The organism is Salinibacterium sp. ZJ450 (assembly GCF_011751885.2).
Classification (GTDB): Bacteria; Actinomycetota; Actinomycetes; order Actinomycetales; family Microbacteriaceae; genus Ruicaihuangia.
In genome coordinates this window covers 85471-110754 of record NZ_CP061771.1, presented here as the reverse complement: position 1 = coordinate 110754, position 25284 = coordinate 85471, and the positions used below count along the sequence as shown (strand labels likewise).

Genomic DNA, 25284 nt, shown 5'->3' with positions numbered 1-25284 from the left:
ACCAGCCTAATCGTCGGCTGAGTCGTCCTTGGTTTCGGCCAGTGGCTCGGCCTGAGCCTCGGCCTGAGCCTCGGCCTGCGCGCTGCGCTCGGCCAGCACCGGCAGCCGGGCGCGCAGCCACGCCACCAGGTCGTCGCGCACCTCGGCCTGGTTGAGTTCGTTGAAGACCTCGTGCCGGGCATCGGTGTACACCACCACCTCGACATCCGTCAGTCCGGATCGTTCCACGTAGCTCTCGGCGAGCTTGCGCACGCTCTTCTCCCCGCCGAGGCTGTCGTCCTCGCCGATCATGATCAGCAGTGGGATGTCGCGTAGCCCCTTCGCCGGACGTCCGAACAGGCGCAGCCCGTCGCGCGGGCCGAACAGCTTGAGCACGTCGGCGTTGAAGGTAAGTGCGTCGTCGAGGAACGCCTGCGAGATCGCTTCGTCGCGGCTGAGCCACTCGTATCCGGTGTCGCCGAGTGACTTGTGTCGGGAGTTCAGGTCGCCGCTGTTCATGTAGCCGGGCATGCGGTACGCGGTGCCGGTGAGGATCGCGGCGGCGTAGCCGACGGAGTACTTGTTGAGAACCTTCTGCACCAGCAGGGAGCCCAAGCTGTGGCCGAGCAGCACGATCGGCAGTCCGGGATGGTCGTCGCGGATGATGCCACTCAGCTGGGTGAGATCGTCGATAGTGGCCGGGATGCCGCCGGGCCCCAGCTTGCCGAGCTTGCTGACGTCGCCGTTCCACTGTTCCAGTCCGGTGGCGCCGTGCCCGCGCAGGTCGCTGGCGTACACCGCGATGCCCGCGTTCACCAGCTCGTGCACCAGCAGCTCATACCGCCGCGCGTATTCGCCGAGGCCGTGCACGAGCTGCACCACCGCCTGGGGCGCCCCCGGCTGCCAGACGTAGTAGTGCACGGTGACCCCCTGGGCGTCGACGAAGGTCAGGTCTTGTCGCACGGGAATGAACTTGGGCACGTCGCCATGCTAGAGCCTAGGGTTTATTTAGCGCGGCTAATTTGTTAGGCTAAGCATCCCCATGACTGACCCGACGCTTCCCCACGACCTCCGCTTGTCCATTGGCCGGCTGGCCAGACGGTTGCGTGCGCAGAAGGTGGACGATCGCATCTCCGACAGCCAGTTCTCGGTGCTGTGCACGCTCGGCGACCGCGGTGCAGCCCCGATCGGAGAGCTGAGCGTCAGTGAGAAGGTCACACCCCCGTCGATGAATCGCACGGTCAACGCTCTCGAAACCGCGGGCTATGTCAGCCGCGGATCCGCCCCGGATGACGGCCGCAAGGTGGTGGTCGCCATCACGGATGCCGGTCGGCAGCTGATCCAGCAGACCCGGCTGCAGCGGGATGCCTGGTTCGTCGAACGGCTCGCGGAGCTCTCCCCCGAACACCGTGCCGCGCTGTATGCCGCCGCTCCGGTGCTCCAACAATTGGCCGAGCAATGACCGCGATGTTCCGCTCCCTCGGCATCTTCAACTACCGCCTGTGGTTCGCCGGCGCGCTGATCTCGAACATCGGCGTCTGGATGCAGCGCACCGCGCAGGACTGGATCGTGCTCACCGAGCTCACCGACCACGACGCCACCGCGCTCGGCATCAACATGGGACTGCAATTCCTGCCGCAGCTGCTGCTGGTGGCGTGGGCCGGGCTGATCGCCGACCGGTTCGACCGCCGCAAGCTGCTGATCATCACGCAGGCCGTGATGGCCGCGCTCGGGCTGGCGCTCGGCCTCATCGTCGTCACCGGCATTGCCGAGTTGTGGCACGTCTACGCCTTCTCCTTCCTGCTCGGAGTCGTCGCCGCCATCGACACTCCCGCGCGGCAGGCATTCGTCTCGGACCTGGTCAGCGAGAAGAACCTGCCAAACGCAGTGGCGTTGAACTCGGCATCCTTCAACACCGCTCGTCTGATCGGCCCGGCCGTGGCCGGCGGCCTGACGGTGCTGGTGGGCGCCGGCTGGGTGATGCTGCTGAACGGCGTGACGTACGGGGCCACCATCATCGCCCTGCTGCTGCTCGACAAGTCAGCGCTGCGCAAGCCGAAGCGGGCGCCGCGCGGGCGTGGCCAGCTGCTGGAGGGGTTCCGTTATGTGCGGCACCGACCCGACCTCATGGTGATCATGGTGATCGTCTTCCTGCTGGGAACCTTCGGCCTCAACTTTCCGATCTACTCGTCAACAATGGCCAGCATCGAATTCGGTCTGGGCGCTGGCGAGTATGGGGTGCTGTCCTCGATCCTGGCGATCGGCTCGGTCACCGGCGCACTGCTGGCAGCCCGGCGCGACCGGCCGCGGCTGCGCCTCGTGTTCGCCTCGGCCGGCCTGTTCGGAGCGAGCCTGGTGGTCGCCGCGCTGATGCCGACTTACTGGACCTACGCGGCCTCGCTCGTGCTCGTCGGATTCACCTCAATCACCCTGATGACCACGGCCAACGGCACCGTGCAGACCACCACGTCGCCGGTGATGCGCGGCCGCGTGATGGCGCTCTACATGGCGATCTTCGTGGGCGGCACCCCGCTCGGCGCGCCGATCGTGGGGTGGGTGGCCGACGAACTGGGACCCCGCTGGGCGCTCGGCGTGGGCGCCACCGCCGGCTTCGTTGCCATGGGGGTGGGCGTGCTCTGGATGGTGGCGTCCCGCCGCATGCGCATCCGCTACGACTCATCGCTGCGCAGCCGGTTCTACCTCAGCTACGAGGGCGACGGGCGGGAGATCGCCGAAGAGGACCTCGCGCTGGACGAGTCGGTGGCGCGCAAGGGCTGAGCCGGGCGGTCAGCCCGCGGCCACCGGCGCGACGGCGACCACGCACCACGCGATGCCCCGCTGCTGCTCGCGCGGTTCGAACCCGTGCGCCCGCAGGCTGCGGAGCATGGCGTCCGGCGAATGCACGAACCCCTGATAGTTGCGCCCCGAGCGCCGGATGAAGAAGTTGCTGATCCGAACGCCCATCCGGGTGAACCAGGACGCGGTCGGATAGCTGAACACCACCAAGCGCCTGGCGCGGCTGGCCACCGCCGCGAGCAGACGTTCCACGTCGGGGTAGCAGCAGACCACGCGGTGCAGCACGACAATGTCGGCGGGCTCGACGACATCCGGATGTCGCGCAATATCGATACCCACCCGCCTGGTGACCCGCTCGGCGACTCCGGCTTCGGCGATGAGACGGGCCGCTTCCGTCTCATAGCCGGGCGAAAGCTCCAGATTCACGGTGCTGGCGGCGCCGCGGGCGAGCAACTCCAACTGGATCTCGCCGACACCGCCCCCGACCTCGAGCACCGACGCGCCGGCAACACCCGCGGCCGACGCGTACTCGACGATGCGGCGTTCGGCGCGAGCCAGGCCGCGCCGCCGGTAGCGGCGAGCGACCCGGGAGGCGAACCGCTCATCGAACACCGCGGCGTAATCGGCGGAACCGTCCGGCGTGCAGCAGGCGTCCATTCCCCCAGTATGCGACCACCCGGTCAGCGTTTGAAGGCGGCGGATGTCGGGTCAGCGCGCTGTCGGCACGGTACTGGCCCGCACCACCAGCTCCGGCTGGAAGACGATCTGCTCGCGGGGCTCGCCGTCGGCGGCCTTGCTCTCCCGCAGCAGCAGGTCGACCGCGGTGTACCCGATCAGCTCGCTCGGCTGCCGGATGGACGACAGCGGCACGACGGCCGCCGACGCGAAATCGATGTCGTCGTAGCCGATCAGGGCGATGTCCTCGGGCACGCGCACATCGCCGAGCATCATCAACGCCTGCAGCACCCCCATGGCGAGCAGGTCGTTGGCCGCGAAGATGGCGTCCGGCCGGTCGCTCGCGGCCCGCTCGCGGATCGACTCCCCTGCGGCGCGGCCCTGCAACACCGTGAGCGACTCGGTCGGGATCAGCTCAAGCGACACCCCGTCGGCCTCCGCCACCGCCTTGCGGGCGCCCGCCAGCCGGCGCGCGACCTGCTGGATGCTCGCCGGCCCGCCTATGAAGGCGAGGCGACGGCGGCCGATCTCGATCAGGTGACGCGCGGCGAGATAGCCGCCGGCGACGTCGTCGACGGCAACCGACGAGAAGCTGAGGTCGTCGGTCTCGCGGTCGACCAGCACGGTCGGGGTGCCGCGTTCGCGCATCCGCCGCAACCGAGGGAGGTGATCGGCGAGCGGCGAGATCAGCACCCCCTGCACGCGCTGCTGTTCGAACAGGTCGAGGTACGCCGCCTCCCGCTCACCGGTCTCATTGCTGTTGCCGAGCAGGATGGTGAGGCCGTCTTGCGCGGCCCTGGCCTCCGCGCCCCGAGCCAGGTCGGTGAAGAACGGGTTGCGCACGTCGAGCACGACCAGGCCGATGCTCCGGCTGCGGCCCGCCCGCAGCTGCCGTGCCGCGTCATTGCGCACGAAGCCGAGCGCGGCGATCGAGGCCTGCACCCGTTCCACCGTGGCGGGGGCCACCTTCTCGGGCCAGTTCATCACGTTGGAGACGGTGCCCACCGAGACGCCGGCGTGCGTCGCGACATCCCTGACGCTGACGGCCATGCGAACTCCTGACTTCCCCACGCGAGGCGGCTCGGGGCACCAGTGCGCCCGATTGGAACGATTTAATCACATCTCGGACGAAGTCGCGCCCCACGGGTTGACACCGCTTTCCGCTCGACATACATTGCTTTCAATCGCGCGTTTAAAACGTTTCATTTGCCCGCGTGTCCCACAGCTCAGCGTTGAGAAGTCAGGAGCCGTCGAATGTCGACTACCCCCGATCCCGCGGCGACGCCCGCCCTCGAACTCCGGAACGTCAGCAAGTCATTCGGCCCCGTGGTGGCGCTCAAGTCCGCCAGCCTCCGCCTCGACTTCCGCTCGATCCACGCCCTCGTCGGCGAGAACGGGGCAGGCAAGTCCACGTTGGTGAAAGTGATCGCCGGCGTCTACCGGCGCGACGCCGGCGAGTTCCGCCTGGTCGGTGAGGATGCCGATTTCCACAGCACCGCCCAATCGAAGGCCGCCGGCATCGCGGTGATCTACCAGGAGCCCACCCTCTTTCCCGACCTGTCCGTGGTCGAGAACATCTTCATGGGCCGCCAGCCCACCGGCCGGTTGGGCCGGATCGACCGCAAGGCCATGCGCACCGAGGCGAACGCGATCTTTGCCCGCCTGGGCGTGCGGATCGATCCCGACCGGCTCACCGAGGGGTTGTCGATCGCCGACCAGCAGATCATCGAGATCGCGAAGGCCATTTCGCTCGACGCGCGCGTGCTGATCATGGACGAGCCGACCGCCGCCCTGAGTGGCATCGAGGTCGAGCGGCTGTTCGCGGTGGCGCGCAGCCTGCGCGACGAGGGTCGGGCGCTGGTGTTCATCTCCCATCGCTTCAACGAAGTGTTCGACCTGTGCGACACCGTGACCGTGATGCGGGACGGCGAGTACATCGCCACGCACGCGATCGACGAGACCAACGTCGACGAGATCGTGCGGCTGATGGTAGGCCGGGACGTGTCCACCCTGTTCCCCAAGATGGAGACCACGATCGGCGACGACCTGCTGCGGGTGCAGAACCTCACCCGCGCCGGCGTCTTCCACGACATCAGCTTCACGGTGCGATCCGGCGAGATCGTCGGACTCGCCGGCCTGGTGGGCGCCGGCCGCAGCGAAGTGGCCCGCGCCGTGTTCGGGGTCGACCCGTACGACTCCGGCACCGTGACGGTGTCGGGCAAGACACTCAGCCCGGGCAGGCCCAGAGCGGCCATGGCATTCGGGCTCGCCCTGGTGCCCGAGGACCGCCGCAAGCAGGGGCTGGTGCTGGACTCCTCGGTGGCCCACAACCTGACCCTCGCCATCCGCTCCAAGCTGGCCAAGGCGGGGTTGATCCGCGAGTCCGCGGAGACCAAGGCGTCGCAGATCTGGGCGAGCCGACTGGAGGTGAAGACTAGCTTCCTCGACACCGAGGTGGGCACCCTGAGCGGCGGCAACCAGCAGAAGGTCGTGCTCGGCAAATGGCTGGCCACGAATCCGCGCGTGCTGATCATCGACGAACCCACCCGCGGCATCGACGTGGGCACGAAAGCGGAGGTGCACCGGTTGCTGTCCGAACTCGCCAGCACTGGCCTCGGCATCCTGATGATCTCCTCGGAACTGCCCGAAGTGCTCGGCATGGCCGACCGGGTGCTGGTGATGCGCGAGGGCCGGCTCACCGCCAACCTCGATCGTGACGCGGCAACCCCCGAAGCGGTCATCCTGGCCGCCACCCATGAGGAGGCGGTCCGATGAGCATCGGCGCCACCGGCGGCACTACGCGCAGCCCGATCGCCCGCACCCTGGGAACGGTGTTCGGCGCCCGCGAGACGGGCATCGCGATCGCGCTGGTCGTGATCATCATCGCCGCGACCCTCCGCAACCCGAGCTTCCTGTTCAGCGCCGACGGCTACCGCGACCTGCTGCTTACCCCGTCGATCCTGCTGCTCGTCGCGGTCGGACAGGCGATCGTGATCATCACCCGCAACGTGGACCTGTCCGTCGGCTCCGTACTCGGACTCACCGCGTATCTCACCGGCCGCCTGTTCATCGACTTCCCCGGCATCCCGCCCGCCCTGGTCTTCGTCGCCGGCATCGCGTTCGGTGCCGTGCTCGGCCTGATCAACGGAGCACTGGTCGCGTTCGCCCGCGTGCCGGCCCTGGTGATCACCCTCGGCACCCTGTACATCTACCGCGGCATCAACGTCGCCTGGGCTGGCGGCGACCGGATCAACGCCTCGGACATGCCCGCCGAGTTCCGCGGGCTCGGCACCGCCCAACTGGCCTCCATTCCGGTGCTCACCGTCATCGCGCTCGTCGTGCTGGTGGTCGCCGCCTGGTACATGCGCAACGCCCGCGGCGGCCGGGAGTTCTATGCGATCGGTTCGGATCCGGATGCCGCGCAGCTCTATGGCCTCAAGGTGACCCGCCGGATCCTGGTCGCGTTCGTCGTCTGCGGCGCCCTCGCCGGGCTCGCCGGGGTGCTCTACGCCGCCCGATACGGCACGGTCAGCTCGCAGGCGGGCACCGGATGGGAACTGCAGGCAATCGGTGCCGCGGTCATCGGCGGTGTTGCGATCTCCGGCGGAAGCGGCACCGTGTGGGGCGCCGCGATCGGCGCGTTCCTGCTGCTCACCATCAACCGGGCCCTGCCCATTCTCGGCATCCAGGATTTCTGGCAGCGCGCCGTGGTCGGCGCGCTGATCCTCGGCGCCATCGTGCTCGACCGCGTGCTGTCGCTGCGCCAGTCACGAAAGCTCATCGCTCAGAGAGACGAGACCCATGTCTGACACGATCTTGCGAGAGAACTCGGCGGTGCGCCGAGCCCCCGACAGCTATCGGGCGCACGGCCGTCCCGCCTGGCAGCGCGTGCTGTTCACCCGGGAATCAGCGATCATCGGCCTGCTCGTGGTCGTCATCCTGGTCGCTCTCGCCACCGTCCGGAACTTCGACAGCCCGCTCACGGTGACCTACCTGTTGCTGGATGTCGCGCCGATCCTGTTGATCGCGCTGCCCATGACGCTGATCATCGTCTCCGAAGAGATCGACCTCTCCGTCGCCAGCACGGTCGGCTTGAGCAGTGTGATCGTCGGCATCCTCACCCAGGCCGGGCTGCCGTTCGAGGCGACCGCCCTGGTGGCGCTTTTTGTCGGCGTCATCGCGGGGGCGCTCAACGGCTTCCTGATCACCGTCGTCGGGCTGCCCTCCCTCGCGGTAACGATCGGCACGCTGGCGCTGTTCCGCGGAATCGCGGTCGGCCTGCTCGGCACCACTGCCATCACCGACTTCCCCGAGTTCTGGACCGACCTTGCGCAGTCCCGCATCCCCGGCACACCGGTGCCCTCGATCGTGATCCCGATCGTCGTGCTCGCCGTGGCCTTCGCCATCCTGCTTCACTTCACCTCGTTCGGCCGGGGGATCTACGCCATCGGCCTGAATAAGGAAGCCGCCGCGTTCTCCGGCGTGCACGTCGACCGCACCAAGTTCCTCCTGTTCGTGTCGAGTGGTCTCGTCTCCGCGTTCGCCGGCATCTTCTTCACCCTCCGCTTCGGCAATGCGCGAGGCGACAACGCCATCGGCCTGGAGCTGTCGATCATCGCCGCGGTCCTGCTCGGCGGGGTCTCCATCTTCGGCGGCCGCGGCGCCATCCACGGCGTGATCGCGGGCGTGCTGCTGATCGGCACGCTCGGCAGCGCGCTGCGCCTGGCGAACGTCACCTCCGACGTGATCAACGTCATCACCGGAGTGCTGCTCGTGCTCTCGGTGGTGTCGACCAGCGTCCTGCGCTGGGTCCGCAGCAAGCGGCTCGGATCGGCCGGGAAGTCCAGGAAAGAAGTCCCCGCCTCCTCCGGGTAGGCGCGACTCCAGTCCACCGCAATCACACGAATCGCCAACGAAAGGAAACAACGATGTTCAGTCAGAGGATTCGACGCGGCCGGTCGGTCACAGCACTCGCCGCCGTCGCAGTGAGCGTGGCGCTGGTCGCCACCGGCTGTGCGGGCGGCAACGGCAACGGCGATGGGGATGGCGACGGCGGTGGCGACGGGGAACTGTCGATCACCTTCCTGCCGAAGAACCTCGGCAACCCGTACTTCGACACCTCCAACGCCGGAGGAGAAGAAGCGATCGACGAGTTCGGCGGCACCTACTCAGAGGTTGGCCCGTCCGAGGCGAGCCCGACCTCACAGGTCAGCTTCATCCAGACGGCCGCGCAGCAGGGCGTCGGGGCGTTGGTTATCTCAGCGAACGACCCGGAAGCCATCTGCGACGCCCTGAACGAGGCCCGCGACGCCGGAGTAAAAGTCGTCACCTTCGACTCAGACACCAACCCCGAGTGCCGCGACCTATTCATCAACCAGGCCACCGCTGAAGGCATCGCCAAGGTGCAGGTCGACATGATCGCCGAGCAGATCGGCGACGCCGGTCAGATCGCCATCCTGTCTGCCTCGGCCAACGCCACCAACCAGAACGCCTGGATCAAGATCATGGAGGAGGAACTGGCGGCCAACCACCCGAACATCGAACTGGTGGAAACGGTTTACGGCGACGATGACGACCAGACCTCGTTCGACAAGACCGCGGCGCTGCTGCAGACCTACCCGGACCTGAAGGGGATCATCTCGCCGACCACCGTCGGAATCACCGCCGCGGCGCGGTACCTGTCGACCTCGGAGTACAAGGGCACCGTGGCGCTGACCGGACTCGGCACGCCCAACCAGATGCGTGAGTACGTGGAGGACGGCACCGTGACCGAGTTCGCCCTATGGAACCCAGGCGACCTGGGCTACCTCGCCGCGTATGGCGCGAAGGCCCTCATCGAGGGCGACATCACCGGCGAAGAGGGCGACACCTTCGATGCCGGCCGACTCGGTGAATACACCGTCGAGGCCGACGCGACCGTGCTGCTCGGCGACCCGTTCCGGTTCAACGCTGACAACATCGGCGACTTCGACTTCTAGTCGACGCCGCCCCGGTGCCCGGCCGCGTGCCGGCCGGGCACCCCGACAACCCATGAGGAAGGCTGTGCCGTGACCCGCATCTGCTTCCAGCTCACCGTCAAGCCCGATCGGCTCGACGAATACCGTGCCAGGCACGCCGCAGTCTGGCCAGAGATGCTCGAGGCACTGCAGGCGGCCGGCTGGACCAACTACTCACTGTTCCTCCGGCCGGACGGGCTGCTCATCGGCTATTTCGAGACCGAGTCCCTCGCCGCCGCCCAGCGTGCCATGGCCGAGACGGAAGTCAACACGCGCTGGCAGGCGGAGATGAGCGACTTCTTCGACCAGCTTGACGGGGTAACCCCCGACGCAGGTTTCCTCGTGCTCGAGGAGATCTTCCACCTTGAAGACCAACTCGCTGACGCCCGATCCGACGCAGCTCATAAGGACTAGCACCATGACACTCACCGACCTCGGCCCCCTCGCCCAGCAGCTCGAGGCCCAAGCGATCGAACTGCCGTCCTGGGCGTTCGGCAACTCCGGCACCCGCTTCCGGGTGTTCGGCACACCGGGCACGCCACGCACTCCGCAGGAGAAGATCGCGGATGCCGCGACGGTGAACCGCTTCACCGGGCTCGCCCCGACGGTGGCGCTGCACATCCCCTGGGACCGTGTCGACGACTTCGCCGCACTGCGCGCCTATGCCCAGGACCTCGGGATGCAGCTCGGCACCGTCAACTCGAACACCTTCCAGGACGAGGCGTACAAGTTCGGCTCGCTGGCCTCCCCCGATCCCGCGGTGCGGCAGAAGGCAATCGACCACCACTTCGAGTGCATCGAGATCATGAACCAGACCGGCTCCCGGGACTTGAAGATCTGGCTTGCCGACGGAACCAACTACCCAGGGCAAGACGATATGCGTCGCCGGCAGGACACCCTCGCCACCTCCCTCGCCACCATCTACGAGCGGATTGGCACCGACCAGCGGCTGGTGCTCGAGTACAAGTTCTTCGAGCCGGCGTTTTATCACACCGACGTGCCGGATTGGGGTACCGCGTACGCGCAGGTGCACGCCCTCGGCGAGCGCGCCGTCGTCTGCCTCGACACCGGGCACCACGCCCCCGGCACCAACATCGAGTTCATCGTGGCGCAACTGCTGCGCCTCGGAAAACTCGGCTCGTTCGACTTCAACTCCCGCTTCTACGCCGACGACGACCTCATCGTCGGCGCCGCCGACCCGTTCCAGCTGTTCCGCATCCTGGTGGAGGTGATTCGCGGCGGCGGCTACGGCCCGGACTCCTCGGTGGCGTTCATGCTCGACCAGTGCCACAACATTGAGGAGAAGATCCCCGGGCAGATCCGCTCGGTGCTGAACGTGCAGGAGATGACCGCGCGCGCCCTGCTGCTTGATCGCGACTCGCTCGAGCTGGCGCAACGCGAGAACGACGTGCTGCAGGCGAACGAGATCATGATGGACGCCTTCTACACCGACGTGCGCCCCGCCCTCGCCGAGTTCCGTGAGGCACGCAGGCTGCCTGCGAACCCGATGACGGCATACAAGGAAAGCGGATACCAGCAGCGCATCCGGGCAGAGCGGGTCGGCGGAGCCCAGGCCGGATGGGGAGCCTGAGATGACCAACCCGACCGCTGCCGACCTCATTGCCCGCTCCAACCGGCTGGGCGCGGACCCGCGCAACACCAACTACGCGGGCGGCAACACCTCCGCCAAGGGCACCGACACCGACCCGGTCACCGGGGAGCAGGTCGAGCTGCTCTGGGTGAAGGGCTCCGGCGGCGACCTCGGCACCCTGACCGAATCCGGGCTCGCCGTGCTGCGCCTCGACCGGTTGCGCGCGCTCTCCGCGGTGTACCCCGGCGTCGGCCGCGAGGACGAGATGGTCGCCGCCTTCGACTACACCTTGCACGGCAAGGGCGGCGCGGCACCCTCGATCGACACCGCCATGCACGGCCTGGTCGACGCCGCACACGTCGACCACCTGCATCCGGATTCCGGCATCGCCTTCGCCACCGCCGCCGACGGTGAGGCGCTCACCGCGCAGGCGTTCGGCGACCGCGTGCTGTGGGTGCCGTGGCGGCGTCCGGGCTGGCAGCTCGGCGAGGACATCGCCCGGATCAAGGCCGGCAACCCGCAGGCGATCGGCTGCATCCTCGGCGGTCACGGCATCACCGCCTGGGGCGATACCAGCGAGGACTGCGAGCGCAACTCGCGCTGGATCATCGACACCGCCGCGGCGTACATCGAGGCGCACGGCCGCCCCGACCCGTTCGGCGCGCGACTGCCGGGCTTCGGCCCACTGCCAGAGACCGAACGGCGTGCGAAGGCAGCCGGTCTCGCGCCCACCATCCGCGGACTGGTGTCGACCGACAGGGCGCAGGTCGGCCACTTCACCGACGCGACGGAGGTCACCGAGTTCCTCGGCTCGATCGAGCACCCGCGGCTGGCCGCGCTAGGCACCAGCTGCCCCGACCACTTCCTGCGCACCAAGGTGAGGCCGCTGCTGCTCGACCTGCCGGCCGATGCCTCGGTCGCCGACTCGCTGGCCCGGCTCACCGAGCTGCACGAGCAGTACCGGGTGGACTACGCCGCGTACTACGACGCGCACGCGACGCCGGATTCGCCGCCGATGCGCGGCGCCGACCCGGCGATCGTGCTGATCCCCGGCGTCGGGATGTTCAGTTACGGCGCCAGCAAACAGACCGCCAGGGTGGCCGGCGAGTTCTACCTCAACGCCATCAACGTGATGCGCGGCGCGGAGGCGATCTCGTCATACTCCCCGATCTCCGACGCCGAGAAGTTCCGCATCGAGTACTGGGCGCTCGAGGAGGCGAAACTGCAACGGATGCCGAAACCCAAGCCACTGGCATCCCGAATCGCATTGGTCACCGGCGCGGCATCCGGAATCGGCAAGGCGGTCGCCGCGAGGCTTGCCGCGGAGGGCGCCTGCGTCGTCATCGCCGATCTGGAGGCGGCCAAGGCTGAGGCTGCCGCGGCCGAGCTGGGCGGAACGGATGTCGCGATCGGGCTGCAGGCGGATGTCACCAGCGAGGACCAGGTCCAGGCGGCGATCGACGCCACCGTGCTGGCCTTCGGCGGGCTCGACCTGGTGGTGAACAACGCCGGACTGTCGCTGTCGAAGTCGTTGCTCGAGACGACCACCGCAGACTGGGACCTGCAGCACAACGTGATGGCGAAGGGCTCGTTCCTGGTCTCCCGGGCGGCCGCGCGGGTGCTGATCGACCAGAAGCTCGGCGGCGACATCATCTACATCTCGTCGAAGAACTCGATCTTCGCCGGGCCGAACAACATCGCATACTCGGCGACCAAGGCCGATCAGGCCCACCAGGTACGCCTGCTCGCGGCCGAGCTCGGCGAGCACGGGGTGAAGGTGAACGGCATCAACCCCGACGGGGTGGTGCGCGGGTCCGGCATCTTCGCCGGCGGATGGGGCGCCAAGCGGGCCGCCGTCTACGGCGTACCGGAGGAGGAACTCGGCAAGTACTACGCGCAGCGCACCCTGCTGAAGCGTGAGGTGCTGCCCGAGAACGTGGCGAACGCGGTGTTCGTGCTCTGCAGCAGCGACCTCAGCCACACCACCGGTCTGCACATCCCCGTGGACGCCGGCGTCGCCGCCGCGTTCCTGCGCTGATGACCGCCGCGGTGGCCGCCGTCGACCTGGGCGCGACGAGCGGCCGGGTGATGCTCGGCTACGTCAACCACAACGAGCTGCGCCTGGTTCCGATCAGCCGGTTCCCGAACCACCCCGTGCGGCAGGCGGACGGCCTGCACTGGGACCTGACCGGGCTGTACCGGCACGCGCTCGACGGCCTCGCCGCAGCGACCCGGCAGGAACCCGGGCTGGTCAGTATCGGCGTGGACTCCTGGGCGGTCGACTACGCGCTGCTCGCTGGCGGCCGGACGCTTGGCGAGCCGTTCCACTACCGCGACGAGCGCACCGCCGCCGGGGTTCAGGCCACCGAGGCACTGGTCGACCGGGCCGAGCTGTACGCGGCGAACGGCCTGCAGTTCCTGCCGTTCACCACGCTGTACCAGCTGGCCGCCGACCGGATCAGCGGACGGCTCGATCAGGCGGACACGTTTCTGCTGGTGCCCGACCTGATCAACTTCTGGCTCACCGGCGAGCAGTTCGCCGAGAAGACCAACGCCTCCACCACCGGGCTGCTCGATCCGCGCACCGGCCGCTGGAACGACACCCTGATCGGCCGGCTGGCGCTGCCCCGCGCCGTGTTCCCGCCGCTGGTCGACAGTGGCGCCAGAGTCGGAGCGCTGCTACCGGATGTCGCCCGCCAGCTCGGCATCCCCCGCAAGCTCACCGTGCATTCGGTCGCCTCGCACGACACCGCATCGGCGGTGGTCGCGATTCCCGCCGCGACTGCCGACTTCGCGTACATCTCCAGCGGAACCTGGTCGCTCGTCGGGGTCGAGTTGGAGCATCCGGTGCTCACCGATGCCGGCCGGATCGCCAATTTCACCAACGAGGGCGGCGTGGACGGCCGCATCCGGTATCTAAAGAATGTAATGGGCCTGTGGCTGCTGAACGAGTCGGTCGGGGCCTGGGAGGCGGCATCCGGTGACCGTGTCGATCTGCCGCAGCTGCTGCAGCAGGCCGCCGAGGTGGATCGCCCGGTCGCCGTGTTCGACGTGAACGATGACCGATTCCTGCCGCCGGGTGACATGCCGGCGCGAATCGAGCAGCTCTGCCGCGAGACCGGGCTGCCGGTGCCGACCGGGCGGGCCGAGCTGGTGCGCAGCATGATGGAGAGCCTGGCCGCCGCCTACGCGGATGCCGTTGCTGCCGCGCACCGGCTGACCGGCAAGAACGTTGCGATCGTGCACCTGGTCGGTGGAGGATCACAGAATGCCCTGCTCTGCCAGCTCACCGCCGACCGCACCGGAATGCCCGTGATCGCCGGCCCGGTCGAGGCCACCGCGATCGGCAACGTGCTGATCCAGGCGAGGGCGCATGGCCGTCTCGTTGGCGATCTGGAGACCCTGCGCGCGCTGGTGCTGCGCTCGGTCAGCCTCACCCGGTACCTTCCCCGCACCGCTCTGCACGACACCGCTCAGTAGAAGGACATCATGGTTCAGCGCCGACTCCCCAACCCCCGCGACCTGATGCCGCTGATGCGGTTCAAGAAGCCGCAGTTGAACGCCAAGCGCCGCCGGCTGCAGTCGGCGCTCACCATCTACGACCTGCGCACCATCGCGAAGCGCCGCACCCCGCAGGCCGCGTTCGATTACACCGATGGCGCGGCGGAGGCCGAGATCTCGCTGGCGCGCGCCCGGCAGGCGTTCGAGGACATCGAGTTCACGCCGAGCATCCTGCGCGATGTGTCGAGGCTCGACACCGGCTGGGACGTGCTCGGCAAACGGGTGGAGCTGCCGTTCGGTATCGCCCCGACCGGCTTCACCCGGATGATGCAGACCGAGGGTGAGATCGCCGGCGCCGGTGCGGCGGCCGCGGCCGGCATCCCGTTCGCGCTGTCGACGATGGGCACGACCACGATCGAGGATGTCGCGGCTCAGGGCGCCCGCAGCTGGTTCCAGCTGTACATGTGGAAAGACCGCGACCGTTCGATGCAGCTCGTCGACCGGGCGGCGAAGGCCGGGTTCGACACCCTGCTGGTGACCGTCGATGTTCCGGTGGCCGGCGCCCGGCTGCGCGATGTGCGCAACGGGATGACGATCCCGCCGACGCTCACCCCGAGAACGGTGATCAACGCGATCCCCCGCCCGGAGTGGTGGATCAACTTCCTCACCACCGAGCCGCTCGCGTTCGCGTCGATCGACCGCTGGTCTGGCACCGTGGCGCAACTGCTCGACAGCATGTTCGACCCGACGGTCACCTTCGACGACCTGGCCTGGATCAAGGAGCAGTGGCCGGGCAAGCTGGTCGTGAAGGGGGTGCAAAGCCTGGCGGATGCGCAAAGGCTCGCCGGGATGGGCGTCGACGGGATCACCCTCTCCAACCACGGCGGGCGCCAGCTCGACCGGGCGCCGATTCCGTTCCACCTGCTGCCGGATGTCGTGCGGGAGGTGGGCATGGACACCGAGGTGCACCTGGACACCGGCATCATGTCGGGCGCCGACATCGTGGCGTCGGTCGCGCTGGGCGCCCGGTTCACCATGGTCGGCCGCGCCTACCTGTACGGGCTGATGGCCGGCGGGCGCGAGGGCGTCGATCGGGCCATCGAGATCCTGGCCACCCAGATCGCGCGCACCATGCGCCTGCTCGGCGTGAACTCGCTCGAGGAGCTCGAGCCCGGCCACGTGCGGCAGTTGCAGCGCCTCGTGCCGCGCCCCTGATCTACTCGAGCGGGCCGAGCAGGTTCTGCGCCACCGTGGAGTGCGCCGACTCGGGGTCGCTCGGGTGGAACAGCCCGGCGAGCACGTCGCGGTACAGTCGGGCCAGCTCGTTCGAGGCGCCGTAGGAGCGGCCGCCCGACACACGAATCGCGGTCTCCACCACCTGCCGGCTGACGTCGACCGCGCGGGTCTTGGCGCCGACCAGCAGCCGGAACCAGTCGCCGCCGTGGTTCACCAGCTCGTCGACGTCGCGGGCCAGGCCCTCGAGCTGCGGCGCCAGCGAGTCCAGAGCGATCGCGGCATCCGCCAGTTGCCAACGGATGTCGGGATCCTGCGCGTACGTTCGGCCGCCGTTCTTCAGCGAGGTGCGCTGCCCGACGGCCTCAACACCGAGCTCGAGCGCCCGGTCGGCGATGCCGGCGTACACCGAGCCGATCGCCAGCAGGAAGTTGGCGAACAGGCCGAAGATGTACGGGTCACCGGTCGGCCCGACCGGCAGGATGCGGGCGATGCGCTCGGCGGGAACGCGCGCGCCGTCGAGCCTGGTGCTGAAGCTCTGGGTGGCGCGCATGCCGAGGGTGTCCCAGCTGCCGACCGCCTGGTGGCCCGCGGTGTCGCGGGTGAGGTAGCCGTGCACCAGTTTCGGGTCGTCGGGGTCGGTGTCGTCGCGGCCGAAGATGCCGAGCCGGGTCCACGCCGGCGACAGTGAGGTGAAGATCTTGGTGCCGGTGAACTCGTAGCCGCCGTCGCCGAGCGGGGTGGCGACCGTGCGGGAATCGAACATGACCTGGTCGTTGCCGGCCTCGCTGTTGCCGAACGCGAACAGTTCGCCGGCTTCGGCGTCGGCCAGCACCCAGTCCAGAGTGGTATCACCGCGGTCGTGCAGCACCCGGGCGACGCCGACCACGACGTGGTGCATGTTGATGCCGAGCGCCGTCGCCGGGGCGTACCGTGCGAGCAGCCGCTGGTTGCGCACGGTCTCGAGCAGGGTCTGTGGGCTGAGGTAACCGGCATCCTTCAGCTCGGCGAGGTCCTCGTCGAAGAATCGGTTCTCGCGGTCGTATTCCGGCGCTCGCTCACGCAGTCGATGCAGCAGATCTTCGCTCAGGGCAATCACCCCTTCACCCTACGCGCGGTGGGTTGCGGCTGATCCGGGTTGCCGCCGACTCAGGTTGCCGCTCGTCCGGCTCGCCGCCGACTCCGGACGGGAGGAGATCAGGCGCAAGAAAGGCCGAAATGGCCAGAAACCATCCTCCCGAGCTCGCGTTTACCGTCCGAGCGGGCGTCCGAGCGGGTCAGGCGGGCAGCGCCGTGGCGAGGGTCGCGCCGCTCGGCTGCGGGTACACCAACGCGCGGTGACGCACCGCCACGTGCACCCGATCGCCGCGCCGCGGCAGCCGGGGCGACGCGATCCGGGCGCGCACCCGCCCGCCGCTGGCAAGCTCAAGGGTGACCAGCGCATCGTGGCCGGCGTACGCGATCGCGGTGACAGTGGCCGCGACGCTGGCTTCGGTTCCGGATGTCGCCAGCTCCAGCCACTCCGGACGCAACACCACCCGTACCGGAGTGCCGTCGGCGAGCGCCGCATCCACGGTGTCGGCGCTGCGCGGGTCGGCATCGAGCGAGTCGGCACTGCGCTGGTCAGCGCTCCGCGGGTCGGCGCTCAGGGCGTCCGCATCCAGGAGCCCGAGCGCGGTGTCGACGCGCCCGTCGATCCAGACACCGTCGAACTCGACGGTGTCGCCGACGAACCGGGCGACCCACGGGGTCGCCGGGCGCTCATAGACGTCGGCCGGCGTGCCCCACTGCACGATGCGGCCGGCCATCATCACCGCGACGAAGTCCGCCAGCGACAACGCCTCTTCCTGGTCGTGGGTGACCAGCAGGCTGGTGGAGTTCTGCGCCCGCAGCAGGTCGGTGACCTCGGTGCGCAGCGCCGTGCGCAACAGCGGGTCCAGGGCCGCGAACGGCTCATCGAGGAGCACCAGGTCCGGGCGCGGGGCGAGCGCACGGGCCAGCGACACCCGCTGCGCCTGGCCGCCGGAGAGCTGCGATGGTGCCCGGTCGACGTAGTCGCCGAGGCCGATCAGCGTCGCCAGCTCGCGGATGCGAGCCGCCCGTCCGGTGCCGCGTGGCAGACCGAAGCCGATGTTCTCGCCGACGCTGAGGTGCGGGAACAGCGACGCATCCTGCGGAACCCAGCCGATGCCGCGCTTCTCCGGCGCCAGCTGCTGGGTGGATGAGGACAGCACCCGGTCGCCCACCCTGATGGTTCCGCCCGTGGCGGGCAGCAGGCCGGCGATCGCGCGCAGCAGTGTGGTTTTGCCGCATCCGCTCGGTCCCAGCACCGCCACCAGAGTGCCGCGCGGGATCTCCAGGTGCACGTCGACGAGCACGGCAGAGCCGGAGTACCCGACCCGCAGATCGTCGATCGACACCCAGCTCACAGCTCGTCCTCCTCTTTCGCCACCCCGCGGATACCGGAGAGCACCACCGCGGGAACCGCGGCCAGCAGCACCAACGCGGCCGCGTACGGTGCCGCCGCCCCGAACTCGAACACCGCGGTTCGCCCCCAGAGTTCGGTGGCGAGTGTGGAGATGCCGGTCGGCCGCAACAGCAACGTCGCCGGCAATTCTTTCATGACCGAGATGGCCACCAGCAGGGCGCCGACTCCGATGCTCGGCAGCGCCAGCCGCGCGGTGACCCGCCACCAGGTGACAAGCGGCGACAGCCCGAGCGATCGGGACACGTCGATCAGGCCGCCGGGCACCGCGGCGATGCCGCTGCGGGTGGATCCGATCGCCTTCGGCATGAACAGCACGGCGTAGGCGAACACCAGCACGATTACCGTTTGGTAGAGCGCCGGCACTGCGGCAAGCGAGAAGAACACTAGGGACAGGCCGACGACGATGCCGGGCAGCGCGTGGCCGAGGAAGCCGACCGCTTCGATGGCGTTCACCAGGCGCCCGCGGTGCCGCGCGGCGAGCGCGGCGATCGGCAGCGCCAGCAGTACGGCGAGCGCGGCGCCGCCGACGGCGAGGCCGAGCGAAGCGCCGATGGCACCGAGCAGCCGCGGCACTTCGATGCTGCGGATCGTTTCCGCCTGCAGCAGCCGGGTGACCAGGCCCGCCACCGGGATCAGCACACCGACCACCGGGGCGGTCAGCACCAGCGCCCCGAGCGGTATCCGCCAGCGTCCCGGCAGCACCCGCGGCGGCACGGTGCGGGCGGCCGGGCGGGGCACCTGGCCGCGCGACCGTCGCTCCCCCGCCACCACGACCAAGGCGAGCACCACCAGCACCAGGGCAAGCAGCGCCGCCTGGTTGCGGTCGAAGCTGGCGCTGTATGCGGCGTTGATGCCCCAGGTCAGGGTCTGATAGCGCAGCATCGACACGGCGCCGAAGTCGGAGAGGGTGTACAGGCAGACCAGCAGCGCGCCGGCGATCGCGGCCGGGCGCACCTGCGGCCAGGTCGCCGCCCGGAACGCCGCCAACGGACCGCGGCCGAGCGTGCGGGCCACTGCTTCCAGATCACCGGATGCTCCGCGCAGGGCGGCAGCGACCGGCAGGGTCACATAGGGGGCGCAGACCGCGGTCATCACCAGCCAGCTCGCGAAGAACCCGTTCATCGACGGCACCGCCACCAACCAGCCGTATGCCGCCAGGTAGGACGGCACCGCCAGCGGCAGCGCCGACACCAGCAGCCAGAACCGGGCGGCGGGCATCCGCACCCGGGTCAGAACCCAGGCGACCGCGGTGCCGAGCACCAGACAGGTCACGGTGACGGCCAGCGCCAGCAGCACCGAGTTGACGGTGAGCATGAGCACCCGCTGCCGCAGCAGCGTGTCGAGCAGCTCGGTCAGTCCGGCATCCGCCGTCCGTACCAGCAGGTAGACGAGCGGGATCGCCGCGGCGGATGCGCACAGCGCGGCGAGCACCACCAACCAGACCGGTGCGCTGAAGGGGCGCGCCCGCGGTCTGCGGTCACGCACCTTCAGCGCACTGGTCATCGGTCGCCGGTCAGATCAGGCCGTGCTTCGCCAGCAGTTCCTGCGTGACGGACAGCGACTCAAGGTCGGACAGGTCGAGCTTGGGGTTCACCAGCGACTCGAGCTCTGGCAGACCTTCCGGCGCGTCCACACCCTCGACTAGCGGGTACTCGAACGTGCCCTCGACGAAGTACTGCTGGGCCTTCTTCGAGACCAGGAACTCGACGAACTCGAGCGCGTCGGCATCGTTCGCCGCGGTCTTCAGGATGCCGGCGCCGGAGACGTTCACGATGGAGCCGGCGTCCCCCGCCTCGGGGTAGGACAGCTGGGCGCGCATGTTCTCGGCGCCGGCCTCGGCGGCCTGGGCGAACCAGTAGTAGTGGTTGATCAGCCCCATGTCGATGACGCCATCGTTGACGGCAGCGAGCACGGCCCGGTTGTTCTCGAAGATCTGCGGGTTGTTCGCGGCGATCGCCTCAACCCAGGCGTCGGCCGCCTCCTCGCCGTTCAACACCCGGTATGCGGTGACGAAGGCCTGGAAGCTGGCATTGGTGGGGGCGATGCCGAGCCGGCCCGACCACTCGGGGTCGGTGAAGGCATCGACGCTGGCCGGCACCTGCTCCGGGGTGAACTCCTGACCGTCGTAGACGATGACGCGGGCACGCCCGGTGACGCCGACCCAGGTTCCGTCGGTGGAGGTGAAGCCGGCGGGGACGGCGTCGGTGACGTTTTCGGGAAGGGTGCTGAACAGGTCGGCGGCACTGAGCGCGCCGAGCGCGCCGGCATCCTGAGACAGGAAGACCTGCGCCGGAGTGCGGTCGCCCTCCTCCAGCAGCAGCGCCCCGAGTTCGGCGGTGTTGCCGTACCGCACCTCGACGTCGACGCCGCTCTCTTCTTCGAACATGTCGATCAGCGGCTGCACCAGCTCCTCCTCACGACCGGAGTAGAGGGTGAACGCGCCGTCGCTTTGCGGCGCGGCATCCGATTCGGTGTCTGGTGCGGGGCTGGCGCATCCGGCCAGAACGAGCGCGCCGACGGCGATGACGGCAAGGCGTGTAACAGGGCGCAAGGCGACTCCAAGGGAGAGAAAAGTAAGGCCGGAGTTAGGTTAGGCTAACTTTCCCCTGATCGCCAGTCGTGTTACCCAACGGTGAGCAAACCGCGGGCCGCAGCCCCGGCTACGGCAGGTCGGCCGCGGTGTCCTCCTCCTCCGACACCGGGGACACCCGGCCGGCAGCCAGCTCATCCAGCACGGCTCCGAGCTGTTCCACGGCGAACTCGAGGTCTTCGGCGGTGACCACGAGCGGCGGCGCCAGGCGGATGGTCGACCCGTGGGTGTCCTTCGCGAGCACCCCGCGCTCCATCAGCAATTCACAGACGCGGCGACCGCTGGCGAGCTGCGGATCAATGTCGATGCCGACCCACAGTCCGGCGGCGCGCACATCGACGACGCCGCGACCGAGCATCTGCCGCACGCCGTCCTCGAGGACGCGGCCGAGCCGTCTGGCCCGCTCCTGGTATTCGCCGCTGCCGAGCATCCGCACCACAGCGTGGCCGACCGCGGTGGCCAGCGGGTTGCCGCCGAAGGTGGAGCCGTGCTCGCCGGGTTTCAGCACGCCTAGGATGTCGGCGTCGCCGACGACGGCGCTGATCGGCACGATGCCGCCGCCGAGCGCCTTGCCGAGCAGGTAGAGGTCGGGCACGACGCCCACGTTGTCGCACTGGAAGGTGGCGCCGGTGCGGCCGAGGCCGGACTGGATCTCGTCGGCGATCAGCAGCACGTTGCGGCGCTTGGTGATCTCGCGCAGCCTCGGCAGGTAGTCGGCCGGCGGGATCACGATGCCCGCTTCACCCTGGATGGGCTCGATCAGCACGGCGACGGTGTTCTCGTCGATCGCCTCCTCGAGCGCGTGCGCGTCGCCGTAGGGCACGCTGATGAACCCCGGCGTGTACGGCCCGAAGTCGTTGCGGGCGTCGGGGTCGTTGGAGAAGCTGATGATGCTGATGGTGCGGCCGTGGAAGTTGCCGTCCGCCACGATGATGGTGGCCTTGTCCGGCTCGACACCCTTCACCCGGTATCCCCAGGCACGGGCGATCTTGATCGCCGACTCCACCGCTTCGGCGCCGGTGTTCATCGGCAGCACCATGTCTTTTCCGGCGAGCCCGGCGAGCGCCGTCACGAACGGACCGAGCTGGTCGTTGTGGAACGCGCGGCTGGTCAGGGTGATCTTCCCAAGCTGCGCTCTGGCGGCATCCACCAGCACCGGGTTGCTGTGGCCGAAGTTCACGGCCGAGTACGCGGCGAGGCAGTCCAGGTAGCGCTTGCCGTCGACATCCGTCACCCACGCGCCTTCGCCGTGACTGATCACGACCGGCAGCGGGTGGTAGTTGTGCGCGGCGTGCGATTCCTCGAGTTCGATCGCGGCGGCGGTTGCCGGCGTCAGGTCGCCGGCGGTCACCGACGAAGTTCCAGGGTGCAGCATTTCACTCCTCCTCCTCCGCGCAGCAGCTCCGACAGGTCGACGCCGATCGGGTTGTAGCCGCGTTCGCGCAGCTGCCGCTCAAAGTCGAGGGCTCGGGACGCGATGACAATGTTCTGGCCGTCGCTGAAGCTGTTCAAGCCGAGGACGGCGGCGTCTTCCTCGGTGACGATGACTGCATCCGGATACCGCGTGCGCAGGATGTCGAGCGAGGGTCGGTCGAACGCGCTCGGCAGGTAGGCGATGTTGGCCGGGCGGCCCTCCGACGACTGGTTCAGCACGGCGACGGCGGTGTCGAGGTGATAGAAGTTGGGGTTCACCAGGTTCAGCGTGACGACCTCACGGCCGTAGATTCTCGCCAGTTTCTTGTGACTGCTCGAGGCGCTGCGGAAGCCGGTGCCGGCGAGTATGACATCGCCCACCAGCAGGAAGTCGCCCTCGCCCTCGTTGATGTCGTCCGGCACGCGCACGTCGAACCCGTTCGCGCGGAACCAGTCCATGTACGCCGGACCCTCGGGTTGCCGTTCCACGTGGGTGAACTTGGCGCCGTACGCGATGTTGTCGATCACGAACCCGCCGTTCGCGGCATAGACCATGTCGGGCAGCCCCTCGACGGGCTCGATCAGGTTCACGTCGTAGCCGAGACCGACGTAGGTGTCGTGGAGGGACTGCCACTGGCTGAGCGCCAGGTCGGTGTCGGTCGGGAGCTCCGGGAACATCCACGGGTTGATCCGGTAGCTCACGGTGAAGTACGTGGGCCGGCACATGAGCACGCTCGGCTTCGTCGGCACCTGGTCGACGGCAGCGGATTCGGTGTCAGTCAAGGTCATGCCTCCATACTCACACGCTCGTCTCGCAAGTTTTCGGGAACTCCACGCACTATATGATCGCGTCAACCCCGGCGATCGCAACAAATCTTCTATTGTTGCTGGCATGGACAACCTCGATCACGGCATCATCTCCCTGCTGCGGCAAAATGCGCGGGCGGGCTATGGGGATATCGGTGAGGTCGTCGGGTTGTCAGCGTCGGCGGTGAAGCGCCGGGTGGACCGACTGGTGGCCGATGGCGTCATCCGCGGCTTCACTGTGCAGGTGGATCCGGCCGTGGAGGGGCTCGCCGTCGAGGCATACGTGGAGCTGTTCTGCCGCGGCACCGTGGCCCCCGACGAGCTGCGGCGCATCCTGAACGGGGTGCCGGAGATCGTCGACGCGGGCACCGTGACCGGGTCCGCCGATGCCATCGTGCACCTGAGGAGCCGCGACATCCCGAGCCTGGAAGACGCTCTGGAGCGGGTGCGCATCGCCCCCAACGTCGACCACACCCGCAGCGCGATCGTGCTGTCGAGCCTGGTGCAGCGCGACCGCAGCTGACTCCCCACCGCTGGGTGGGGAGTCAGCCAACGGGCTACGCTGCGGCGGCCGCCTGCTCCGGCTGCTCAACCAGGTAGCGGCTGTAGGCGCACAGGGTGAGGAAGGTCGGGAACTCCTCGCGCAGCGCCACCTCGCGGAACACCTCGACCGCGTCGTCGATGCGGTCGCCGTCGGTGCGCGGCAGCCCCGCGACCACCTCGGCCAGCAGACCCTCGACGTAGGAGCGGCTGATCACCGCGCCATCCGTCGTCTCGGTGTCCTGGTGGATCCACTGCCAGATCTGCGATCGGCTGATCTCGGCCGTGGCGGCGTCCTCCATCAGGTTGTCGATCGCGGCGGCGCCGATGCCGCGCAGCCAGGAGTCGACGTACTTCACCGTGATGGCGATGTTGCCGCGCACGCCGGCCTCGGACACCTGACCGCCGGCCGAACGGATGTCGAGCAGCTGGTCGCCCGTGACGTGCACGTCGTCGCGCTTGCGGTCGATCTGGTTCGGCCGGTCGCCGAGCACCGCGTCGAACTCGGCGCGGGCGGTGTCGATCAGGTCGGGGTGCGCCACCCAGGTGCCATCGAAGCCGTCGGTGGCCTCACGCTGCTTGTCGGCCGTCACCTTCTGCAGCGCGCGCTCGGTGACCTCGGGGTCGCGTCGGTTCGGGATGAACGCGCTCATGCCGCCGATCGCGTGTGCGCCCCGCTTGTGGCAGGTCTGCACGAGCAGTTCGGTGTATGCCCGCATGAACGGCAGGGTCATCAGGATCTGGTCGCGGTCGGGCAGCACGAACCACTGGCCGCGGCCGCGGAAGTTCTTGATGATCGAGAAGACGTAGTCCCAGCGGCCGGCGTTCAGCCCCGCGCAGTGCTCGCGCAGTTCGTAGAGGATCTCGTCCATCTCGAACGCTGCCGAGATGGTCTCGATCAGCACCGTGGCGCGGATGGTGCCGTGCGGGATGCCGACGTACGCCTCGGCGAAGCTGAACACGTCGTTCCAGAGCCGGGCCTCGAGGTGGTTCTCGAGCTTCGGCAGGTAGAAGTACGGTCCGCTGCCGGTCTCGATCAGTCGCTTGGCGTTGTGGAAGAAGTACAGGCCGAAGTCGACCAGGCTGCCGCTCGCCGCCATCCGGGCACCGGTGCGGTCGGTGTAGCTGACGTGCTTCTCGACCAGGTGCCAGCCGCGGGGCCGCATCACGATCGTCGGAGTGGAGTCCCCCACCGTGTACTGCTTGCCCGCCTCGTTGACGTACTCGAGCTGACCGCGGATCGCGTCAAACAGCGACAGCTGACCCTCGACCACGTTCTGCCAGGTGGGGCTGGTGGCATCCTCCTGGTCGGCGAGCCAGACGTTCGCTCCGCTGTTCAGGGCGTTGATCGCCATCTTGCGGTCGGTGGGTCCGGTGATCTCGACCCGGCGGTTCTGCAGGCCGGGTCCGGCGCCGGCGACCTGCCAGGTGCTGTCGGTGCGGATGTGCTCGGTCTCGGGCAGGAAGCGCAGGTTGCGTCCGTTGCCGAGGTCGTAGCGCAGCTGCATCCGGTCGGCGAGGCGTTCGTGCCGGGGGCCGGCGAAGCGGTGGTGCAGTTCGGCGATGAACTGCAGCGCGTCAGGGGTGAGGATCTCGTCGTAGCGGTCGCGGGTGGGGCCGGTGATGGTGATGGACATGGTCGTGGCCTTTCAGAAGTGCGGCTGGTTGAGGAGCG

The 25284-nt window shown here is 68.7% G+C and carries 22 protein-coding genes; 12 read left to right on the top strand and 10 right to left on the bottom strand.

The window, feature by feature from the left end; all coding sequences use genetic code 11:
- Positions 1-6: 6 nt before the first annotated feature.
- A complete protein-coding gene (locus tag HCT51_RS00555; protein WP_166876450.1) occupies positions 7-960 on the bottom strand; it encodes an alpha/beta hydrolase in 954 nt (317 codons plus the stop codon).
- A 61-nt stretch (positions 961-1021) separates the two neighbouring features.
- Between HCT51_RS00555 and HCT51_RS00550 the strand changes: the two genes are divergently transcribed.
- Entirely contained in the window at positions 1022-1441 is a 420-nt protein-coding gene (locus tag HCT51_RS00550) for a MarR family winged helix-turn-helix transcriptional regulator (protein WP_166876453.1), read from the top strand.
- Positions 1438-2757 (top strand): MFS transporter, encoded by a 1320-nt coding sequence (locus tag HCT51_RS00545; RefSeq protein WP_166876456.1) that lies wholly within the window; start codon positions 1438-1440, stop codon positions 2755-2757. The genes HCT51_RS00550 and HCT51_RS00545 overlap by 4 nt, the downstream gene beginning before the upstream one ends.
- A 9-nt stretch (positions 2758-2766) precedes the next feature.
- On the opposite strand, the gene HCT51_RS00540 is transcribed toward HCT51_RS00545, so the two are convergent.
- Both HCT51_RS00540 and HCT51_RS00535 read right to left on the bottom strand, forming a co-directional pair.
- A complete protein-coding gene (locus tag HCT51_RS00540) occupies positions 2767-3432 on the bottom strand; it encodes a methyltransferase domain-containing protein (RefSeq protein WP_166876459.1) in 666 nt (221 codons plus the stop codon).
- A 51-nt stretch (positions 3433-3483) separates the two neighbouring features.
- The gene (locus tag HCT51_RS00535) at positions 3484-4500 is read right to left on the bottom strand and encodes a LacI family DNA-binding transcriptional regulator (protein WP_166876463.1); all 1017 of its coding nucleotides are present in this window, start codon (positions 4498-4500) and stop codon (positions 3484-3486) included.
- A 204-nt stretch (positions 4501-4704) separates the two neighbouring features.
- On the opposite strand from HCT51_RS00535, the gene HCT51_RS00530 reads away from it, so the two are divergent.
- The 9 genes from HCT51_RS00530 to HCT51_RS00490 all read left to right on the top strand — a co-directional run bounded on the left by HCT51_RS00530 (position 4705) and on the right by HCT51_RS00490 (position 15753).
- Entirely contained in the window at positions 4705-6225 is a 1521-nt protein-coding gene (locus HCT51_RS00530; protein ID WP_166876466.1) for a sugar ABC transporter ATP-binding protein, read from the top strand.
- The gene (locus tag HCT51_RS00525) at positions 6222-7259 is read left to right on the top strand and encodes an ABC transporter permease (RefSeq protein WP_166876469.1); all 1038 of its coding nucleotides are present in this window, start codon (positions 6222-6224) and stop codon (positions 7257-7259) included. The genes HCT51_RS00530 and HCT51_RS00525 overlap by 4 nt, the downstream gene beginning before the upstream one ends.
- Positions 7252-8325 (top strand): ABC transporter permease, encoded by a 1074-nt coding sequence (locus HCT51_RS00520; RefSeq protein ID WP_166876472.1) that lies wholly within the window; start codon positions 7252-7254, stop codon positions 8323-8325. The genes HCT51_RS00525 and HCT51_RS00520 overlap by 8 nt, the downstream gene beginning before the upstream one ends.
- A gap of 53 nt (positions 8326-8378) precedes the next feature.
- Positions 8379-9428 carry a rhamnose ABC transporter substrate-binding protein gene (gene rhaS / locus HCT51_RS00515; protein ID WP_166876475.1) on the top strand — a complete coding sequence of 350 codons (1050 nt, stop codon included), beginning with the start codon at positions 8379-8381 and terminating at the stop codon, positions 9426-9428.
- A gap of 69 nt (positions 9429-9497) precedes the next feature.
- Positions 9498-9860 carry an L-rhamnose mutarotase gene (locus HCT51_RS00510; RefSeq protein WP_166876479.1) on the top strand — a complete coding sequence of 121 codons (363 nt, stop codon included), beginning with the start codon at positions 9498-9500 and terminating at the stop codon, positions 9858-9860.
- A gap of 4 nt (positions 9861-9864) precedes the next feature.
- The gene (gene rhaI, locus HCT51_RS00505) at positions 9865-11037 is read left to right on the top strand and encodes an L-rhamnose isomerase (protein ID WP_166876482.1); all 1173 of its coding nucleotides are present in this window, start codon (positions 9865-9867) and stop codon (positions 11035-11037) included.
- Position 11038: 1 nt separating this feature from the next.
- A complete protein-coding gene (locus HCT51_RS00500) occupies positions 11039-13075 on the top strand; it encodes a bifunctional aldolase/short-chain dehydrogenase (RefSeq protein WP_166876486.1) in 2037 nt (678 codons plus the stop codon).
- On the top strand, positions 13075-14517 hold the full coding sequence (locus tag HCT51_RS00495) for a rhamnulokinase (protein ID WP_166876489.1): 1443 nt from the start codon (positions 13075-13077) through the stop codon (positions 14515-14517). The genes HCT51_RS00500 and HCT51_RS00495 overlap by 1 nt, the downstream gene beginning before the upstream one ends.
- A 9-nt stretch (positions 14518-14526) precedes the next feature.
- Positions 14527-15753, top strand: a complete 1227-nt coding sequence (locus tag HCT51_RS00490) for an alpha-hydroxy acid oxidase (protein WP_166876491.1) — start codon at positions 14527-14529, stop codon at positions 15751-15753.
- Between the two features lies 1 nt (position 15754).
- Here HCT51_RS00490 and HCT51_RS00485 read toward each other — a convergent pair whose 3' ends face one another.
- From HCT51_RS00485 to ddaH, 6 genes are all read right to left on the bottom strand, one after another.
- A complete protein-coding gene (locus tag HCT51_RS00485; protein WP_166876494.1) occupies positions 15755-16870 on the bottom strand; it encodes an acyl-CoA dehydrogenase family protein in 1116 nt (371 codons plus the stop codon).
- A gap of 178 nt (positions 16871-17048) precedes the next feature.
- Positions 17049-18200: an ABC transporter ATP-binding protein gene (locus HCT51_RS00480; protein ID WP_166876497.1), complete on the bottom strand. Its 1152-nt coding sequence runs from the start codon at positions 18198-18200 to the stop codon at positions 17049-17051.
- A complete protein-coding gene (locus HCT51_RS00475) occupies positions 18197-19762 on the bottom strand; it encodes an ABC transporter permease (RefSeq protein WP_166876500.1) in 1566 nt (521 codons plus the stop codon). Before HCT51_RS00475 ends, HCT51_RS00480 begins: the two co-directional genes overlap by 4 nt.
- 10 nt (positions 19763-19772) lie before the next feature.
- Positions 19773-20810 carry an iron ABC transporter substrate-binding protein gene (locus tag HCT51_RS00470; protein WP_166876504.1) on the bottom strand — a complete coding sequence of 346 codons (1038 nt, stop codon included), beginning with the start codon at positions 20808-20810 and terminating at the stop codon, positions 19773-19775.
- Positions 20811-20919: 109 nt separating this feature from the next.
- Complete coding sequence (gene rocD, locus HCT51_RS00465) at positions 20920-22224, bottom strand: ornithine--oxo-acid transaminase (protein WP_166876506.1); 1305 nt, start codon at positions 22222-22224, stop codon at positions 20920-20922.
- Positions 22197-23051, bottom strand: a complete 855-nt coding sequence (gene ddaH, locus HCT51_RS00460) for a dimethylargininase (RefSeq protein WP_166876508.1) — start codon at positions 23049-23051, stop codon at positions 22197-22199. Before ddaH ends, rocD begins: the two co-directional genes overlap by 28 nt.
- A 103-nt stretch (positions 23052-23154) precedes the next feature.
- Between ddaH and HCT51_RS00455 the strand changes: the two genes are divergently transcribed.
- Positions 23155-23592 (top strand): Lrp/AsnC family transcriptional regulator, encoded by a 438-nt coding sequence (locus tag HCT51_RS00455; protein ID WP_166876510.1) that lies wholly within the window; start codon positions 23155-23157, stop codon positions 23590-23592.
- Positions 23593-23626: 34 nt separating this feature from the next.
- On the opposite strand, the gene aceB is transcribed toward HCT51_RS00455, so the two are convergent.
- Entirely contained in the window at positions 23627-25246 is a 1620-nt protein-coding gene (gene aceB / locus HCT51_RS00450) for a malate synthase A (protein WP_166876513.1), read from the bottom strand.
- Between the last annotated feature and the right edge of the window lie 38 nt (positions 25247-25284).

Excerpts from the sequence above, each read along its gene's own strand:
- HCT51_RS00550 (WP_166876453.1), top strand. The coding sequence starts at position 1,022 with ATGACTGACCCGACGCTTCCCCACGACCTCCGCTTGTCCATTGGCCGG.
- HCT51_RS00545 (WP_166876456.1), top strand. The coding sequence starts at position 1,438 with ATGACCGCGATGTTCCGCTCCCTCGGCATCTTCAACTACCGCCTGTGG.
- HCT51_RS00540 (WP_166876459.1), bottom strand. The coding sequence starts at position 3,432 with ATGGACGCCTGCTGCACGCCGGACGGTTCCGCCGATTACGCCGCGGTG.
- HCT51_RS00535 (WP_166876463.1), bottom strand. The coding sequence starts at position 4,500 with ATGGCCGTCAGCGTCAGGGATGTCGCGACGCACGCCGGCGTCTCGGTG.
- HCT51_RS00530 (WP_166876466.1), top strand. The coding sequence starts at position 4,705 with ATGTCGACTACCCCCGATCCCGCGGCGACGCCCGCCCTCGAACTCCGG.
- HCT51_RS00525 (WP_166876469.1), top strand. The coding sequence starts at position 6,222 with ATGAGCATCGGCGCCACCGGCGGCACTACGCGCAGCCCGATCGCCCGC.
- HCT51_RS00520 (WP_166876472.1), top strand. The coding sequence starts at position 7,252 with ATGTCTGACACGATCTTGCGAGAGAACTCGGCGGTGCGCCGAGCCCCC.
- rhaS (WP_166876475.1), top strand. The coding sequence starts at position 8,379 with ATGTTCAGTCAGAGGATTCGACGCGGCCGGTCGGTCACAGCACTCGCC.
- rhaI (WP_166876482.1), top strand. The coding sequence starts at position 9,865 with ATGACACTCACCGACCTCGGCCCCCTCGCCCAGCAGCTCGAGGCCCAA.
- HCT51_RS00500 (WP_166876486.1), top strand. The coding sequence starts at position 11,039 with ATGACCAACCCGACCGCTGCCGACCTCATTGCCCGCTCCAACCGGCTG.
- HCT51_RS00495 (WP_166876489.1), top strand. The coding sequence starts at position 13,075 with ATGACCGCCGCGGTGGCCGCCGTCGACCTGGGCGCGACGAGCGGCCGG.
- HCT51_RS00490 (WP_166876491.1), top strand. The coding sequence starts at position 14,527 with ATGGTTCAGCGCCGACTCCCCAACCCCCGCGACCTGATGCCGCTGATG.
- HCT51_RS00475 (WP_166876500.1), bottom strand. The coding sequence starts at position 19,762 with ATGACCAGTGCGCTGAAGGTGCGTGACCGCAGACCGCGGGCGCGCCCC.
- rocD (WP_166876506.1), bottom strand. The coding sequence starts at position 22,224 with ATGCTGCACCCTGGAACTTCGTCGGTGACCGCCGGCGACCTGACGCCG.
- ddaH (WP_166876508.1), bottom strand. The coding sequence starts at position 23,051 with ATGACCTTGACTGACACCGAATCCGCTGCCGTCGACCAGGTGCCGACG.
- HCT51_RS00455 (WP_166876510.1), top strand. The coding sequence starts at position 23,155 with ATGGACAACCTCGATCACGGCATCATCTCCCTGCTGCGGCAAAATGCG.
- aceB (WP_166876513.1), bottom strand. The coding sequence starts at position 25,246 with ATGTCCATCACCATCACCGGCCCCACCCGCGACCGCTACGACGAGATC.